Source organism: Actinomyces oris (assembly GCF_001553935.1).
GTDB lineage: Bacteria > Actinomycetota > Actinomycetes > Actinomycetales > Actinomycetaceae > Actinomyces > Actinomyces oris_A.
In genome coordinates this window covers 1,204,855-1,221,260 of record NZ_CP014232.1, presented here as the reverse complement: position 1 = coordinate 1,221,260, position 16,406 = coordinate 1,204,855, and the positions used below count along the sequence as shown (strand labels likewise).

The following is a 16,406-nucleotide window of genomic DNA, read 5'->3' as shown; positions in this document are numbered from 1 at the left end:
ACTACTCATGGTTCTGCTCCAGTTCTTGCGAGACGTCCCAGTCAGCCAGGCGCAGGATCGTCTCGATCAGCGCCAGGGTGTAGGGGCCGTAGCGATCATTGAGACGGTGGAAACGACTCATGGCCTCGGCCCAGGAGGCCTCATTCGGGTCCTGATGTCGTGGTGCTGGTCCGTGTTCGGGCAGGCACACTGGTCCTGGGCCTCGGAAGCGTCCGTGGTGACTGAGAACCAGATGCATCACCAGGTCAGGATCGTGCGCCGTCTGCTCACCTTCTTCCAGCTGCTCCTCCAAGCGATCCGCTGAGGCCGCTTCATGCCTCCAGCCGGAAGGAACGCCGGCCATGCGCATGGAGCGGTTCCAGTACCTGCGAGGGAGCCGAGACTTGCTCAGCTGCCTTCGATGCTTCCGCTGAACCGGTTCCTCCAGGACGAGGAAGCCGCTCTCATCCACGGCAGCCCCGAGGGCGGCCTGCATCCTGGGATCATCCTTGCCATCATCATGGTGATACCCGGCTGTGACGAGGTCCTCCACCAGGTTCTCGGGCAGGCCGATGGCTCGGGCCCACTGTCCCGCACGCTCACCCACCCGGTCTCCGTGGCCGCACAGGGTGCGCTCGTCGGCGTCATCCTCGGTGTTCGCGGGACCTTCGGTGGCGACCTCCACGAGTCGCAGGCGGAGCCATGGGTGAAGACTGTCGGCGCCAAGGACGTCGTCGACGATCTGCCAGCCCGGTGGCACTGCGAGCAGGGCCGCCTCTTCCAGGAGGTCGGCGTACGGGTCGTCAGTTCGCAGGTCACCCCCGGACAGGTCCGTGAGGATGACCTCCTTCCTCCGGCTCGTCCCCCGGTCCGTCCCCGTCGCCAGGGACACCAACTCCTTGGACACCTCCTCAGCCGTGGCGCCAGGCATGACGTGCTGCCCGGAGTAGTCACGGCCGGCGTTCTCCAGCCCATAGGGGTTGCTGCCGTCACTCGGCGCCAAAACGAGGATCTGACCGGGAACCAGATCGGGAGGAGAATCCCCGGCCTCAAGGACGCGCGGCTCCTGCGACGTCGGATCAATGATGACGAGGGGCTGCGTTTTCACCGCCTGCTTCGCCACCTCCTGAGCATCGTTCAGCGGGATGCTCCAGGCCTCGGCTCGAAGATCGGGCCGCCAACGAGTCAGATCCTCCTGGAGGGCCTTGGAACTGACGCCGGCAAGGTCTCCCACACTCTTGCGGAAGACGATGAATGTGTCCGGCCGTGGATCGGACAGCGGTCGGATCCATGGGTGGACCGGGGCGTCGTTGCGGGACCCCAGGGTGCGCAGATAGGCGGCGAAGACATTCGGAGGGATGATGACCGGGACCTGAGTCGCGTTCACCAGCTCCTCCCGCCCGTCAGCCTCATCGAGCCGCTTCACCACCTCACCGAGGGTGGTGGCTCCGCCGATCAGCTCGACGACGGCGTCTGCGGCTCCGCCGTGGATCGGGTCCTTACTCGTGGTGGAGTGAACGATGGTCACGCTGCCGTCGAGGCGGGCGCCGACCCGATTGACTCGCCCCAGGCGCTGCACCAGGGAGCCGGCCTGACAGCTCTCCGTCAGGAGGTGGGTGAAGTCGAGGTCAGCACCAACCTCCAGAGTCGATGTGGCCACGACGACGGTGGCCTGCGCGTCCTGACGGCCCTCGGCCCCCGTCCGATAAGGCGAGAGTCCCTCCACGACGTGCTCTCCACGGCGAGCAGGCATCCCGCCGACCATGACGTCCACGTGAGGAGCCTGATCCTTCAGCTTTCGGGCCTGCTTCTTCAACCCGGCCACGACCCTCTTGACGGTGTCCAGGGTGTTGCAGAAGACGACCAGCGACTCTCCCCGGCTCAGCTCCTTCGCGCGGCTACATGCCTGCTCCGTGAGAGCGGCTGCCGCCTTGCCATCCACGCAGTGAACGTCCACCGGGACACCGTCACGATGCGCCCGCCGCGCAGCCAGTTGCGGATCCAGGCGGCACTCCTCCTCCCAGTCCAGACTGAGACCGGGAGTCGGCTCCTGGTCGGCCCCCCGGTGGAGGGTGGGAAGCGTCATGGGTGTCGCCGTCATCGGCATGACCTGCAGGCCCGGGACGCTGCCACCACAACGATCCTCGAGCCTGCTCTCCTCGCTGCGGAGCACGAACAAGGTGGTCAGGGCCTGCTTGGAGAGGTGCGCCTCGTCGAGGACCCAGAACGCATCCATCCCCGTCAGCGCCGCATCGATGCTGCGGCGGTAGGGCGAGAGCTGGTAGCCGCGGAACAGCAGACGGGACACGGTCATATCGAGTGTTCCCAGGATGATGGCTGGGCGCGAGGGGTAGCGTGTGTGCTCCGTGAGGTCTCGATCAGCATCAGCGAGCCCGCCGCGCAGGCGCCGCACCTCGAGCACTTCCGCTGCAGCAGGGATCGTGAAAGCCGAGCGCAGTACCTCGGCCACGTATCTCACCGCCGACCGATCACCCGCACCTTCTGCGAGCGCCCTCCTGATCCTTTGCGCCGCCTCGAAGGAATCATCGACGACGGCACGCCGGTCGACAACGAGATGCAGTCTCAGCGGGACCACCCGCCTCCGACGACGTCGGCCTACCTGCTCGGCGTCCTGTGCCAGCGCGTACAACCATCCGATGAGGACCGCGAGGGTCTTGCCCATCCCGGTCGGCACGCTGAGGTGGGACGGCGGCTCTCCCCGGGCGAGTCGCTCGGCCAGGCGCACCTGGTAGTCCCTGGGCTCATGCCCAGTGATCTCGCGGAAGAGGTCTGTGAAGTCCAGGCTGCTCACATCAACACTCCTGAGAACTTGGTCTAACCATAGATAAGTTCAACCCCCAGTCCCCTGGGGCAGCATCGCCAGCACTTCCGTGCGGACCATTGATAATCCGCTACCTCCACCAGCTGTGGAGCCGATGCTTCCCATGAGGGGCACGGCGATGATGAGACTCATCTTACACTTGGTGAGTCCCCCTGTCACTGCCCGCTGCTGCGCCGAGGGTCCAGAGGGGCACTGCGGTCAACATAGAACTTGACCAAACCGATCATTAACTCTTGACCAAATAGTCGATGAAGGCACGACCAATCTGATCGTCACCCAGCGCTCCCAGGCTTCAGAGTTATCCACAGACCCACTCTTTTGGCTGTACGGCAGCACAAAGTGGCCCTTACGATCAGTTCATGACCACCTACCAGCCGCGTCTCATGGACCAGCGCCTCGAGGAGCTGCTGCGGTCGGTCCCGGCGGTCAGCGTCGAGGGAGCCCGCGCCGTCGGGAAGACCCGCACCGCCAGGGCCCACGGCACTACCTTCATTGCCGTTGACGATCCCGATGAACGCGCCCAGCTCGCCGCCATCGGATCGCGCTTCACCACTCTTCCCAGTCCTCTCGTCATCGACGAGTGGCAACGCATGCCCGAGCTGTGGGACCGGGTACGTCGCGCTGTCGACGACGATCCCTCTCCCGGCCGTTTTCTGCTCACTGGGTCCTCCACACCGTCCCAGGCCCCCACCCACACCGGCGCAGGACGGATCATCACTCTCAGGATGCGTCCCTTCAGCCTGGCCGAGCGCGCGATCGAGACTCCAACGGTCTCGGTGGGGCGCCTGTTAGGCAGTGGTCTCGGCACTCAGGATCTCTCCGCCCTGACCCCGATCGAGGGGTACACGAGTGTCACGATCGACCAGTACGTCGATGAGATCTGCCGCTCGGGTTTCCCCGCCATCAGGGAGCAGCCACCTTTGGGGCGCAAGGCCCAGCTGGACGGATACATCGAACAAACGCTTCGACATGATCTACCAGAAGCGACGGGCGGCAGGCGACGTTCACGAACCGTGAGGGAGTGGCTGACGGCCTACGCCAGCGCAGTGGCCACAACGGCGAGCTTTACCTCCATCGCCGAGCTGGCGACCAGGCCCCTGAGCACCGACATGGGCTTGGCGACGGCACGCTCCTACCGAGACCACCTCAGCGGGATGTGGCTACTGGACCCGGTTCCGGGCTGGAGCCCCAGCGAGAACGAGTTCTCCCGCAACAACCTGACCGACAAGCACCAGCTGTGCGACCCGGCCCTGGCCGCCCGCCTTCTCGGATACGGTCCCTCCGAGGTGCTCGGGGTCGGCCACCCGATCCTCACCAGCCCTCGGGGCACCCCGCGCCGCCCCCGAGTACTCGGTTCACTATTCGAGTCCCTGGTGATTCAGAGTCTTCAGGTCTATGCAGAGGTCCTCAGCGCCCGGGTCTTCCACCTGCGCACGAAAGGCGGGCTCCAGGAGATCGACATCATCCTCGAAGGGTCCGACCGCCGGGTTGTCGCCATCGAGATCAAGGCAAGGGCCACCCCCAAGCCGGAGGACACCAAGCACCTGCGCTGGCTGCGCAAGAAGATCGGACCGAGGCTCGCGGACGCAGTCCTGGTGACCACCGGCCGTCTGGCCTACCGGGACGAGGACGGGATCGCCGTCGTGCCCGCCGCCCTGCTGGGACCGTAGGACCTCAGCCGATTCCCGGCCCCGACGTCACCCCAGCCCCGCCTCACAGGGGGTAGGCCGACGGCGTCCCCTCGATGGCCTCGGTGAGGTCGATCTGGCGCTCACCCAGGCTGAAGCGGTAGCGGCCCAGGATCTCCAGGGGCTCGTCCTCGGCGGCCAGGAAGGCGCGCACGGCCTCCTTCTCCTCCTCATCAAGCCAGGTCATCTGGTCCGACAGGCACCGGTAGCGGCTGGCCTCGGCCACGTCCCGCAGCCACTGCATCTGGGTGTCGTCCAGGAGGTTGCGGCGGTGGCGGAAGAAGACGACATCGGGGTCGACCCCGATAACCCGCCCCAGCCAGAGCCGGTTGATGCCGGCGTGCAGGGCGTTGTAGGCCTTGGCGTCGGATAAGTCGTCGGAGGCGTAGTTCTCCCACATAGGGGCCACGTCCGGCCCCACCCGCACCGCGTCGAGCAGCCCGATGGAGGGCATGATGAGCGCCCCGGAGCCCAGGAGGAAGGTCTCCTCCCCGGCGGTGTCGCGCACGAGCCGCAGCCCGGTGCGGTAGGCCTCCTCCCGGTCGATCTGGCGGTGCCGGTACCCGGGGATGGCGGCGGCGTTGATGAAGTCGAGCTTGAGGTAGCTGAAGCCCCACCGGTGGACGATCTTGGCGATGAGCTTGCGCACGTAGGTCTGGGCGGTGGGGTGAGTCGTGTCCAGCGCGTAGTAGTCGCCGCCCCAGTTGGAGCCGGCCACGGCCAGTCCGCCGTCGGCGTTGTGGACGAACATCTCCGGGTAGTCGCGCACGGCCCGCGAGCCGGGCAGGGCGATGAAGGGCGCCACCCACAGGCCCGGCTGCATGCCGGCCTCCCGGATCCGACTCGCGGCGGCCTCCATGCCGTCGCTGAAGCTCTCGCCGGCCTCCCAGTCGCCGACCGCGACCTCCCAGCCGTCGTCGATCTGAAGCGTCTTAAAGCCCAGCTCGGCGACCTGCGGGATCTCCCGCTCAAGGGCCTCCTGCGAGATCCCCTCGTAGTAGGAGTACCAGGAGCACCACACGCTCTGCGGCTCGATCGCCCGGGCCCCCAGGCTCTCGCCGAGCTCGCGCGCGTAGCGAGCCATGACGGCGGTGGCCGGGCCGGGCAGGATCACCCAGCGCGCCGGGTCGCCGGACTCGGTGAAGGCCTCCAGGACCGCGGTGTCGGCGCGCAGCCGCGGCGTGCGCCCGTCCAGGCAGCCCACGAGCAGCGCCCCGGCGGAGTCCTCCAGGACCGCCATCCAGGCCGAGTGGTGGCGGGCCGGGTCGTCCCAGGGGGCGTCGTCGGCGGTCCGACGACGCTGCTCGTTGGCGATGCGCATGGGCGCCTCGCTCAGGCGACGCCAGCCCGACGGCGACCAGGAGTTCTGGCCGGTGCGGTAGAACTCGCCGTCGCGCATGTCGTGCAGGAGGGTCAGGTGGGAGGCCTCGACATAGACCGCGCCGGTGGCGCCGCCGGCCCCGTGCTGGGTGGTCACCGTGCCGTCGCAGGCCAGGGCGATGCTCCGCCCGGTCAGGGTGATGTGGTGAATCATGCGCTCTCCTCGGCTCCGGCCTGTCCTGCCCGCGGCTCGGGTCCCCCGCGAGGCACCAGCACCGCCCGGCTCGCACTGTACGTGCTACCGACCGTACAGACCGACATTTTCTTCACAGATGACGCGGAGCCGCGTCGTTGATGAGATTTCCGTCGATCAGTGAGAGTTGTGCTGCCCGCGGTGGAAGTAGTCCGCCAGCTCCGCGTCGAGCTCGGGCACGTCGAAGGGCACGGAACCCGAGCGCAGGGACCGAGTGGCCAGCACCCCCGCCGCGACGGCGTCGCGCGCACTGACCGGGGAGACCTCGGTGGCCCCGCCGTCGCGCACGAAGCGCAGGAACTCGTCGATGGCGAGCTGGTCGGCGCTGTCGTGCCCGGTGCCCTCCTCGGCGATGACGTACTCCTGGGTGGCGCGCTCGGCGTAGTGCTCGGTGCGCTCGGTCCACACCTTGACGACGTCGCCGGCCCCGTCACCGAGGTTCTCGGCCCGGCCGCGGGTGCCGATGACCGTATAGCTGCGCCAGTAGTCGGGGGTGAAGTGGCACTGCTGGTAGGAGGTCATGGCCCCATTGCGCATGGTCATCATGAGCATGGAGTGGTCCTCGACGTCGATGACGGGGTTGAGCCCGTCCACCTCGTCGGCCGGCCAGTGATCGAGGCTGAACCAGTCCTGCATGACGGTGCCGGCGCTCGTCCCGGCCGGGCGCCGCTCGGCCTCCCCGTAGACCATGAGCCCGCCCATGCCGACGACGCGGGCCGGCGCGGAGCCCGCCAACCAGCTCATGACGTCGATGTCGTGGGCGGCCTTCTGCAGCAGCAGGCCGGTGACGTGGCGGCGCTCGGCGTGCCAGTCGCGGAAGTAGTAGTCGCCGCCGTTGCCCACGAAGTGGCGGCACCAGATGGCCTTGACCTCGCCGATCCGCCCGGAGTCGATGATCGACTTCAGCAGCCGCACCACCTCCATGTGGCGCATGTTGTGGCCCACGTACAGGCGGGTGCCGGTGCGCCAGGCGGTCTCAAGGATGCGATCGGCGGCCTCGATGGTGATGGCCAGGGGCTTCTCCAGGTAGACCGGGATACCGGCCTCAAGGAAGAAACAGGCCAGCTCCTCGTGCGTGTCATCGGGCGTGGTCAGGACGACGGCGTCGATCCCGTGCCCCAGCAGGTCGCGGTGGTCGGCCACGACCGCCACGCCCTCGGGCAGGAGGCGCCGGGCGCGCGCGGCCGCGTCAGGGGCCGTGTCGGCCGCAGCGACGAGGCGGGCCGGGACCGGCGAGGAGTCCGCGAGCGCGGCCAGGTAGCAGCGGGCCCCGATGCCGACGACGCCGACCCGCAGTTGCCTTGATGTTTCACGCACTCTGTCTCCCTCAGCTCTTCTGGCGGGCCGCCCACCAGGAGCGCAGTGCCTGGCGGGCCAGGTCCTCGCCGATGGGCCCCTTCTCCATGCGCAGGTCCATGAGGAAGCGGTAGGCCTCGCCAACGATCGGCCCGGGGGCCACGCCGAGCTCGGCCATGATCTGGCCGCCGTCGAGGTCGGGGCGGATGGCGGCCAGCTCCTCGGCGGCGCGCAGGGCCTCGATGCGCTCCTCGAGGTCGTCGTAGGCGCGGTCCAGCATGGCGGCCTTGCGGCGGTTGCGGGTGGTGACGTCAGCCCGGGTGAGCCGGTGGAGGCGCTCCAGCAGGGGGCCGGCGTCGGTGGCGTAGCGGCGCACGGCCGAGTCCGACCAGGCGGCGTCGACGTATCCGTGGAAGCGCAGGTGGAGCTCGACCAGCCGGGAGACGTCCTTGATGGTCTGCTTGTCGAAGCGCAGGGCCCGCAGGCGCTTGGCCGTCATCCGGGCGCCGACGTGGTCGTGGCCGTGGAAGGTGACGGTGCCGTCGGGCAGGAAGCGGCGGGTGGCGGGCTTGCCGATGTCGTGGAGGATGGCGGCCAGGCGCAGGACCAGGTCGGGGCCGGGGACGGGCCCGTCGGGCCCGGTCTCCAGGTCGATGGCCTGGTCCAGGACGGTCAGGGTGTGCTCGTAGACGTCCTTGTGGCGCTTGTGCTCATCGACGGTCTCGCGCAGGGCGCTCAGCTCGGGCAGGACGACGTCGGCCACACCGGTGTGGACCATGAGCTCCAGTCCGCGCCGGGGCCAGGGGCTGATGAGCAGGCGCTCGAGCTCGGCGCGCACGCGCTCGGCGGAGACGATCTCCAGGCGGGGGGCCATCTCCTCCATGGCGGTCATGACGTCCATCTCGACGTCGAAGCCGAGCTGGGCGGCGAAGCGGGCGGCCCGCATGATGCGCAGGGGGTCGTCGTCGAAGGACTGCTCGGCACTGACGGGGGTGCGCAGGATGCCGGCGCTCAGGTCGGCCAGGCCGCCGCAGGGGTCGACGAGCTCGAGGTCGGGCAGGCGCAGCGCCATGGCGTTGACGGTGAAGTCGCGGCGGGTGAGGTCCCCGGTGAGGGTGTCGCCATAGGTCACCTGGGGCTTGCGCGAGCCGACCTCGTAGGCCTCGGTGCGGTAGGTGGTGACCTCCACGATGGTGGATCCCTTGCGCGCGCCAATGGTGCCGAAGGCCCGGCCCACGTCCCAGGTGGTCTCGCCCCAGGCGGCCAGGATCTTCTCGGTCTGCTCGGGGCGGGCCGAGGTGGTCAGGTCCAGGTCGTGGGGGGCGACGCCGAGGAAGGCGTCCCGCACCGGCCCGCCAACGAGCGCGATCTCGTGCCCGGCGCGCACGAAGGCGTGGCCCAGGGCCGCCAGGGCGGGGGGCAGGCCCTCGAGCGCCCGACGGGCCTGGGGCGTCAGGCCGCGGTTCTCGGCGGCATCCGGGGAGTCGGCGGGGTCAGCGGGAGCGGGGTGCGCAGTCATCGGCCCAAGCCTGCCATGAACCCTCACCGGTGCGCCGTCGTCCTCGGCCTCAGCATCCCTGTGGTGAGGACCATCCCGCACCGGGCCACCATCGGTCACCGCCGCCCCCAACGTCCGTCCGCGGATGGCGCAGTTGTGTGCGACGACGTACTCGGCCAGCGGCGCCCGGCGGCCCGAACGCCCTAGAGTGTCCCCATGCCCTCTCCACGCACTCGCACGCCCCGCGCCGGAAACCCGGCCCACCGGGCGAGTGGGCGCGCCCTGCCCATCGTCAACGAGACCAGCGCCGGCGGCCTGGTCGTCGACGTTCAGAACGGGCAGGCCTTCACCGCGGTCATCGCCCGGCGCAACCGGGGCGGGCGCCTGGAGTGGTGCCTGCCCAAGGGGCACCTGGAGGGCGCCGAGACCCCCGAGCAGGCCGCGGTCCGCGAGATCATGGAGGAGACCGGGATCACCGGTCGGGTTCTTCGGCACCTGGCGACCATCGACTACTGGTTCGCCGGCCACGAGCACCGCGTCCACAAGGTGGTGCACCACTTCCTGCTGGAGGCGGTCAGCGGCACGCTGACCACGGAGAACGACCCGGACCATGAGGCCGAGGACGTCGAGTGGGTCGCCCTCGACGACGTCTCCCACCGCCTGGCCTACCCCAACGAGCGCCGTATCGTGGCCGCGGCCTGGGACATCCTGGTGGGGGATGGATGACGGGCACCGCCGCCTCTGTGTACGCGAAGGTGGTCACCACGCTGGGCTCCCGGATGCGGAGCAGGGCGATGGTGACCATTGCCGCCCTACTGGGGGTGGCCGGCCTGGTGACGTGGCCGGTGGCCGCGCTGCCCGTGGCCGAGGCGGACCAGGGCTCCGGCACGCTCCCGCTCGCGCAGTCCGCCGGACTCCCCGCGGACATCGCACCGGCCGCCCCGGCGGCTTCGGCGAAGCCGTCCACGGCGTCGGCCCCGGTGTCGGCCCCCTCAACGGCCCCGGCAACGGCCCCGGCAACGGGCGAGAAGCCCACCAACCAGGTGACTGTGAGCATCGACGCCCTGACCCCCGAGGTGCTCCGCAGCGATCAGGACCTCAACCTGACCGGCACCATCACCAACGGAACCGCTCAGACCATCACCGGGGCGGACCTGGTGACGCGGGTGCAGCGATCCACGGAGTCCACGAGCGGGGGCCTGAGCAAGTGGTTGACCGGGACCGATGAGTCGGGGTTGTCGGACCCGTTCACGGTCCCGCTGGGGCACGATCTCCAGCCGGGGGGCGTCTCCCAGTTCTCCATCACCATCCCCGCCGACGAGCTGCCGCTGAACAGTACCGACCAGTGGGGGCCGCGCGGCGTCTCCGTCGCCCTGGCGACCCAGGACGTCTCCCTGGCCCAGGACCGCAGCATCCTCGTGTGGGACAGCGGCGCCTCCGTCTCGCCGTTGCGCATGACCGTCTTCCTGCCGGTCACCGCCTCCGCTCAGGAGATGGCGGTGCTGTCCGGCCCGCACACCCAGGAGCGCACGGAGGCCCTCAGTCGTATCCACAACCGGGTCCTGGGCCTGGTAAGCATGGCCGGCGACGGCGTCGTCGCCGCCGTCGACCCGTCACTGGTCGAGGCCCTCGGTGTCACCACGGCCAGCCTCGAGCAGGCCGCCCGCAACAACGGCTCCCAGCCCTCCTCGCCGGATGCCGTCTCTCAGGCGCCCCAGAGCACCGACTCCTCCGCGTCGTCGCCCCCGACTGCTCCGGCGACGACGGCCCCCTCGGCGAGCGCCACCCCGTCCCCGCAGCCGGGGGGCAGTGCCACCGCCTCGCCGTCGGGCAAGGCCCCGCAGGTCCCCAACGAGGTCATCCAGCTCTCCGCGGCTCTTGCACGGGCCATCCACTCCGACAGCCTGGTGGCTCTGCCGTGGGGCGACTCCGACACCGCCGCCCTGGCGCACCTGCAGCAGACGAGCCTCATCGAGACGGCCGCGCGGCGCACCCAGGAGTCGGTCATCGTCAAGGCGGGGGCCCCGACGTCAGTGTCCTGGTTGGCATCCAGCGTCGCGGACGCCACCACGGTCAGTGCCCTGGCGCAGCCGGATTCGACCATCATCGCCTCACCGGAGTCCTTGCCTCCGTCCGACGAGCTCACCTACACCCCCTCCGGTCTGGGCGCCTCCGGGAACCATGCGATCCTCATCCCGGAGCAGTCCCTGTCGGGGGCACTCACCGGCCAGGACGCCACACCCGCGGCCTCCGATCAGGGCGATCCGACTGCCCAGAGCGCCCAGGCCTCCGCACTCGACACCCGCCAGCTGCTGCGTGGGGACAGTGCCATTCTGGTCCGCCAGGCCCCGGTGCTGGAACGGGACATCATCGTGGCGATGCCCCGCCGGGCGACCTCCGCCGTGCAGTCCTCGGTCGTGCGGGAGCGGGTGGCCGCCCTGCGCTCAGTGCCCTGGGTCCAGTCCCAGTCCCTGGGCGCCCTCCAGGAGCGCGCCCAGCACGAGGTCGCGGCCGTGAACGAGGGCAGCTCACGGATCGAGCGCTCCGAGACGCCGGACACGGTGATCGACGACGACGAGCTGTCCGCCGACACCCTCACCGCCGCCGGCCGTACGGCCACGACCCTGCAGTCGATCTCCTCAGTGCTCTCCGAGCCGGCCGCGCTGCTGGGCGACTACACCAGCCTGGAGGCGGTGGTCTCCTCAGCGTCCTGGCGGGCCGACCCCGCGACCCGCAACGCCCAGGTTCCCGCTGCCGAGGCGGCCGGGGCCGGCGTCACCTCCTCGCTGGCCGCGGTGCCGTCGTCGACCATCAACGTCATCAGCTCCGAGGCGCAGCTGCCGGTGCGCATCACCTCCTCCCTGAGTCAGGACGTCACGGTCCAGGTCTACCTGGTCTCGAACAACAAGCGCCTCCAGGTCCCGCGCACCACGACCGTGCGGGTCCCGGCCCACCAACAGGCCAAGGTCACGGTGCCGATCCAGGCCGTCGGCTCGGGCGATGTCGCCCTGACGGTGCAGGTTCTCGCCGCCGACGGCACCACCGTGGGCACCCCCACCACCGTCAACATGCGCGTGCGCGCCGACTGGGAGGGACGCGGCACCGGCGTCATCGTCGGGGTGCTGGTCTCCATCGTGGTGATCGGTACGGTGAGGACAGTAAGACGAGGCCGCCGCACCGCAGTGGCCCCGGCTGCACCGGCTGCACAGGAGACGGCATGAGCATCATCAAGCGTGTACGGATCGGGCGATCCTCCTCCCAGGGGCGCAGCCAGGCCTCCCTGGCGCGCTCCTCAGCCATCATGGCCTCGGGGACCCTGGTCTCCCGCATCCTGGGCATGGTGCGCAACGCCCTGATCGTCATGGCGCTGGGCGCCACCGGGTCGGGGGCCGCCGACGCCTTCAACACGGCCAACAACCTGCCCACCTACCTGTACAACATGATGATCGGCGGGATCCTCAACGCGATCCTGGTGCCGCAGATCGTTCAGGCGCTGCGACGGCGCAACGGCGAGGAGGTCGTCAACCGCCTCCTGACCGCCGCGGCCACGCTCATGCTGGCGGTCACGTGCATCGCGACCGCTGCCGCGCCCCTCATCTTCACCCTCAACGCCAACTCCTTGGCCCAGGGGCAGTGGCGCGCGCTGTCCTTCGCCTTCGCGTTCTGGTTCATGCCGCAGGTCTTCTTCTACGGCCTGTACGCCCTGTGGGGGCAGGTGCTCAACGCCCGCTCGAGCTTCGGGCCCTACATGTGGTCCCCGGTGCTCAACAACATCATCTCGATCGCCTCGATCCTGCTCTACCTCCATCTCTACGGTCGCTACACCGCTGGTGAAGGCGCAGAGGTCTGGGGCTGGGGCCGGATCACCCTCATCGGGGCGACGACGACCCTGGGCATCGCGGTCCAGGCGCTGATCCTCTACATCCCCCTGGTGCGCTCCGGGTTCCGGCCACGCATCATCTTCGGGGTGCGGGGCCTGGGGCTGGGCAAGACCGTCAAGGTGGCCCTATGGGCACTGGCCGGGGTGGGCGTGGCCAGCCTGAGCAACTGGATCACCTCCAACCTGGGCTCCTACGCAGTGACGGCCTCCGAGCAGCCCGAGTACGCCAATGTCATCGTGCCCTCCACGACCATGTGGCTCAACGCCTACCTGGTGTACATGCTGCCCCAGTCCCTCGTGGTCACCTCCATCATCACGGCCCTGTTCACCCGGATGAGTGAGAAGGCCGCGGCCGGGGATGCGGCCGGCGTGCGCGAGGACCTCTCCCTGGGACTGCGCTCGGCGGGCGTCTTCACGGTGCTGGCCACCGCGGGCATCTGCGTCCTGGCCGTCCCGGCCCTGCAGCTCTTCACCCCCTCGATCACCCTGCCCGAGGCACAGGCCAGCGCCCCCATGCTCATCGCTCTGGCGCTGGGCATCGTCCCGCAGGGGATCTGGTTCGGGACCCAGCGGGTGATGCTGGCCTACTCCGATACCAAGCGGCTGCTGCTGGCCGACGTCGTCGTCGGCGTCATCCCCGTGATCCTGTGCGTCCTGGCCTACTTCGTCGCCCCGGCCAACCACTGGATGACCTGGGCGGGCGCGGCCAACACGATCAGCCAGATCGGGGGCTGCGTGGTGGTCATCCCCATGATGCGCTCCCACCTGCCCAGCCTCGACGGCCGCAAGATCGTCACCACCCACCTGCGTCTCATCCTGGCGGTGGCGCCCGCAGTCGTCGTCGGGATCCTGCTCAACGCGATGCTTGGTGACATCGACGCCGACTCCACCCTGGCGAACATGACCGCAGCGCTCGGACACATCGCCGTCGTCGCCACCGTCATGTCGCTCATCTACCTGCTGATGGGGCGCATCGTCAGGATCGAGGAAATCGCGGTCGCCTTCCGGCCCTTCTCGCGGATCCTGTCCACGCTCGGTCGTCGTCTACCCGGCGCCCCCGGGCGAGCGGTCCTGGCGGCGGCGGCCTGGTTGTCACCGGCGCCGCCACAGACCCAGGCAACTGCCCAGATGGCCGCGGTCCAGGCGCCTGCGCCCCCGCCCCCACCGCCGCCGGCTCAGGCGGCTTCAGGCCCCTCCGGTGCGTCAACGGGAGCGGTGGCGCATGGTGCTGTTGGCTACACCTCCGGCGGCACGCAGGCGATTCCGCCCGCACCGCCGCCGCCTGCACAGACGCAGATCCACTCCTGGGGACAGCCGGGTCAAATGGGGTCCCAGCCCGCGGGTGGCCACCCGTCTCAGCCCGTGGCGGGCCGCACCTATCACGGGCAGCCCGACCACCGGCTCGCACCGCCACCACCGGCACCCTCGCAGGCCGCAGCCGCACCGCCGCCCCCGAGTGCAGGTGCCACATCCGGCTCCTCCCAGCACTGGCACACCCCGAGGCACGTCCCAGCCGACGCACCCGGGAGTATCCCGCCGTCACTGCCGGCCAGCATTCCCCCGTCCCGGGTGGCCACAGGGCGCTCCGCCGCCTACCCGTCACACAGCTCTGCCCACACGGGCCACATCACCCCGGTCTGGAGCCCGCAGACAGTTACGATGGGGTCAACTGGTTCAGATGGACAACCATCTCAAGGAAGGAGACGCATGTCGGAGGCGACGCCGATCGGCAGTGGTCGCTACGGGCTCCTGGGAACGCTGTCCACCACCCTGCCGCGTATTGTCAGGCACCGTGGCGTCGACACGATCCTGGATCGAGACGTCACGATCCTGGTTCTCACCGATGCGACGCTTCATCGCGACAACGTCCTGGAGTCGGCCAGTAGGGCGGTCCTGGTCGAGGACCAGCGTCTCCAGCAGGTCTACGACGTCGAACGCGCCGAACCCTCCGTCATCGTCACCGAGCCGCTGACCGGACGCACCTTCTCCTCACTGGTCTCCCGGGGCATGCCCCCGGCGCAGGCGCGAGCCATCATCGGTGAGACCGCGCAGGCGCTCGACGCCGGTGCTCGCAAGGGCCTGCACCACCTCAACCTGTCTCCGGAGTCCATCCGCGTTCTTCCCGACGGAACGGTGAAGGTCAGCGGCCTGGGCATTGAGGCCGCCGCCCTCGACCTGGAGAGCCGGGTCGCCGGCCATGACCCGTCAGCCGCCGACCGTGTCGACGCCCGCTCCCTGGTGGAGATCCTCTACTACGGCCTGACCGGACGGTGGCCGGGCAAGCGCCCCGGCATTCCCTCCGCGCCTCGTCTGGGCGGCGTCCCGGTCAAGCCCTCCACGCTCGTGCCGGGAATCGACCCGGTCCTGGACGAGCTGTGCGAACGCACCTGGAGCAGCCAGCCCCCCATCTCCGCAGCGGAGGTGGCGCGCTCACTGGGCACCTGGGACCAGGTGGTCGGCTACCACGAGTCCGGGCCAACACAGCGCCCCACGTCCCAGCGCCCCTCGTCGAACGGCGCCACCGGTGGCAGTGGCAGCGCCTCCGCAGGTGCGACGGCCGCCGTCAGCGCCGCAGGAGCCGGTGTCGCCAACGCGGCGCGCGGAGTCCTGGACAGGCTACGGCGTACCGGCGCGGGCAAGAGCACCACGGTCAGCGCCCCGGCGGGACAGATGGCACCCGCACCGGTTCAGCCGGAGCCGGCACCGTCCGTGCCCGCCGCCTCCGACGCACCGGCCGAGCAGACCTCCGTCATGGAGGCGGCCTCGGTTGCCACGGCACCGGCCACGCCGGCCCCTGATCCGCAGCAGCCCGAGTCGGCGGCTGCGCAGGAGCAGCCCGCCGACGACGCCTACATCCAGGTCACGGGGCCGACGAACCCGATCCCGAATGTCCTGTCCACTGCGTCGGAGACCGTTCCCGGGCCGGCACCGGTCCCGGCCGAGCCCTTCACCGGCAGCTTCCCGGCTTTCGATGACGACGAGGATGAGGAGGTCGACCCCGAGGCCGCGCGCCGCGAGCAGCGCACGACCAGCTCGGTCCTGGTCACCTTCTTCCTCATGGTCATCGCCTTGCTCGTGGTGGCCAGCTACATCGTGTACCAGACGATCGGCATCCCCTTCGCAGACAAGGACCGCGCGGCCGCGGATACCGTTCCCTCGGCCAGCGCCCAGGAGAACGGCGGTGGAGGCGGCGGCCAGCAGCCCGCACCCCAGCCGGCTGCGGCCAAGCCCGAGATCGCGGGCGTGAGCGTGGCCAACAACCCGAGCACGCAGGCGGCCAACAACCAGCAGTACCTCGCTGACGGAGACACGAGCCGCCCCTGGTTCTCCCACAACAGCGGCACTCAGGATCTGACCCAGCCGATCGATATTGAGATCAAGCTCAAGAGCCGCGCCAAGGTCTCAGAGATCGACTTGCAGGGCACCAACGAGGGCGGACAGGTCGAGGTCCGAGCCACGGACCTCAGCAACGCGGGCGGCGGCACGCTCCTCGCCCAGGGAGCCTTCACCGCGGGAAGCACCACCCTCAAGGTCGACAACCCCCAGGAGGTCGACACCATCGTCATCAGGGTGACCCAGCTGCCCAAGAACAGTGATCCCACCGAGTTCCCCTACAAAGCGACAGTGACTGAGGTCACAATCAAATAGGA

The 16,406-nt window shown here is 69.5% G+C and carries 8 protein-coding genes; 4 read left to right on the top strand and 4 right to left on the bottom strand.

The genetic code is table 11. The features are described 5' to 3' along the window. Position 1 precedes the first annotated feature (1 nt). Positions 2–2,791, bottom strand: coding sequence for a type I-U CRISPR-associated helicase/endonuclease Cas3 (gene cas3g, locus AXE84_RS05120; RefSeq protein ID WP_060957088.1), 2,790 nt, complete (start codon positions 2,789–2,791; stop codon positions 2–4). A 389-nt stretch (positions 2,792–3,180) separates the two neighbouring features. Between cas3g and AXE84_RS05115 the strand changes: the two genes are divergently transcribed. Next, positions 3,181–4,491 (top strand): ATP-binding protein, encoded by a 1,311-nt coding sequence (locus tag AXE84_RS05115; RefSeq protein ID WP_060957087.1) that lies wholly within the window; start codon positions 3,181–3,183, stop codon positions 4,489–4,491. 43 nt (positions 4,492–4,534) lie between these two features. On the opposite strand, the gene AXE84_RS05110 is transcribed toward AXE84_RS05115, so the two are convergent. The 3 genes from AXE84_RS05110 to AXE84_RS05100 form a co-directional block, all read right to left on the bottom strand. Then, positions 4,535–6,043 carry a glycoside hydrolase family 36 protein gene (locus AXE84_RS05110; protein WP_060957086.1) on the bottom strand — a complete coding sequence of 503 codons (1,509 nt, stop codon included), beginning with the start codon at positions 6,041–6,043 and terminating at the stop codon, positions 4,535–4,537. Positions 6,044–6,199: 156 nt separating this feature from the next. After that, positions 6,200–7,399, bottom strand: coding sequence for a Gfo/Idh/MocA family protein (locus AXE84_RS05105; protein ID WP_081093079.1), 1,200 nt, complete (start codon positions 7,397–7,399; stop codon positions 6,200–6,202). 10 nt (positions 7,400–7,409) lie between these two features. Further along, positions 7,410–8,897 carry a CCA tRNA nucleotidyltransferase gene (locus tag AXE84_RS05100; protein WP_060957085.1) on the bottom strand — a complete coding sequence of 496 codons (1,488 nt, stop codon included), beginning with the start codon at positions 8,895–8,897 and terminating at the stop codon, positions 7,410–7,412. Positions 8,898–9,092: 195 nt separating this feature from the next. Between AXE84_RS05100 and AXE84_RS05095 the strand changes: the two genes are divergently transcribed. From AXE84_RS05095 to AXE84_RS05085, 3 genes are read left to right on the top strand one after another with little or no spacing between them, the layout of a single operon-like run. Continuing rightward, positions 9,093–9,602 carry an NUDIX hydrolase gene (locus AXE84_RS05095; protein WP_060957084.1) on the top strand — a complete coding sequence of 170 codons (510 nt, stop codon included), beginning with the start codon at positions 9,093–9,095 and terminating at the stop codon, positions 9,600–9,602. Continuing rightward, complete coding sequence (locus AXE84_RS05090) at positions 9,599–12,097, top strand: DUF6049 family protein (protein WP_060957083.1); 2,499 nt, start codon at positions 9,599–9,601, stop codon at positions 12,095–12,097. The genes AXE84_RS05095 and AXE84_RS05090 overlap by 4 nt, the downstream gene beginning before the upstream one ends. Next, positions 12,094–16,404, top strand: coding sequence for a murein biosynthesis integral membrane protein MurJ (locus AXE84_RS05085; RefSeq protein WP_060957082.1), 4,311 nt, complete (start codon positions 12,094–12,096; stop codon positions 16,402–16,404). Before AXE84_RS05090 ends, AXE84_RS05085 begins: the two co-directional genes overlap by 4 nt. The last annotated feature ends 2 nt before the right edge of the window (positions 16,405–16,406 follow it).

Coding starts and splice junctions, on each gene's coding strand:
- AXE84_RS05100 (WP_060957085.1), bottom strand. CDS start 8,897: ATGACTGCGCACCCCGCTCCCGCTGACCCCGCCGACTCCCCGGATGCC.
- AXE84_RS05085 (WP_060957082.1), top strand. CDS start 12,094: ATGAGCATCATCAAGCGTGTACGGATCGGGCGATCCTCCTCCCAGGGG.
- AXE84_RS05110 (WP_060957086.1), bottom strand. CDS start 6,043: ATGATTCACCACATCACCCTGACCGGGCGGAGCATCGCCCTGGCCTGC.
- AXE84_RS05095 (WP_060957084.1), top strand. CDS start 9,093: ATGCCCTCTCCACGCACTCGCACGCCCCGCGCCGGAAACCCGGCCCAC.
- AXE84_RS05115 (WP_060957087.1), top strand. CDS start 3,181: ATGACCACCTACCAGCCGCGTCTCATGGACCAGCGCCTCGAGGAGCTG.
- AXE84_RS05090 (WP_060957083.1), top strand. CDS start 9,599: ATGACGGGCACCGCCGCCTCTGTGTACGCGAAGGTGGTCACCACGCTG.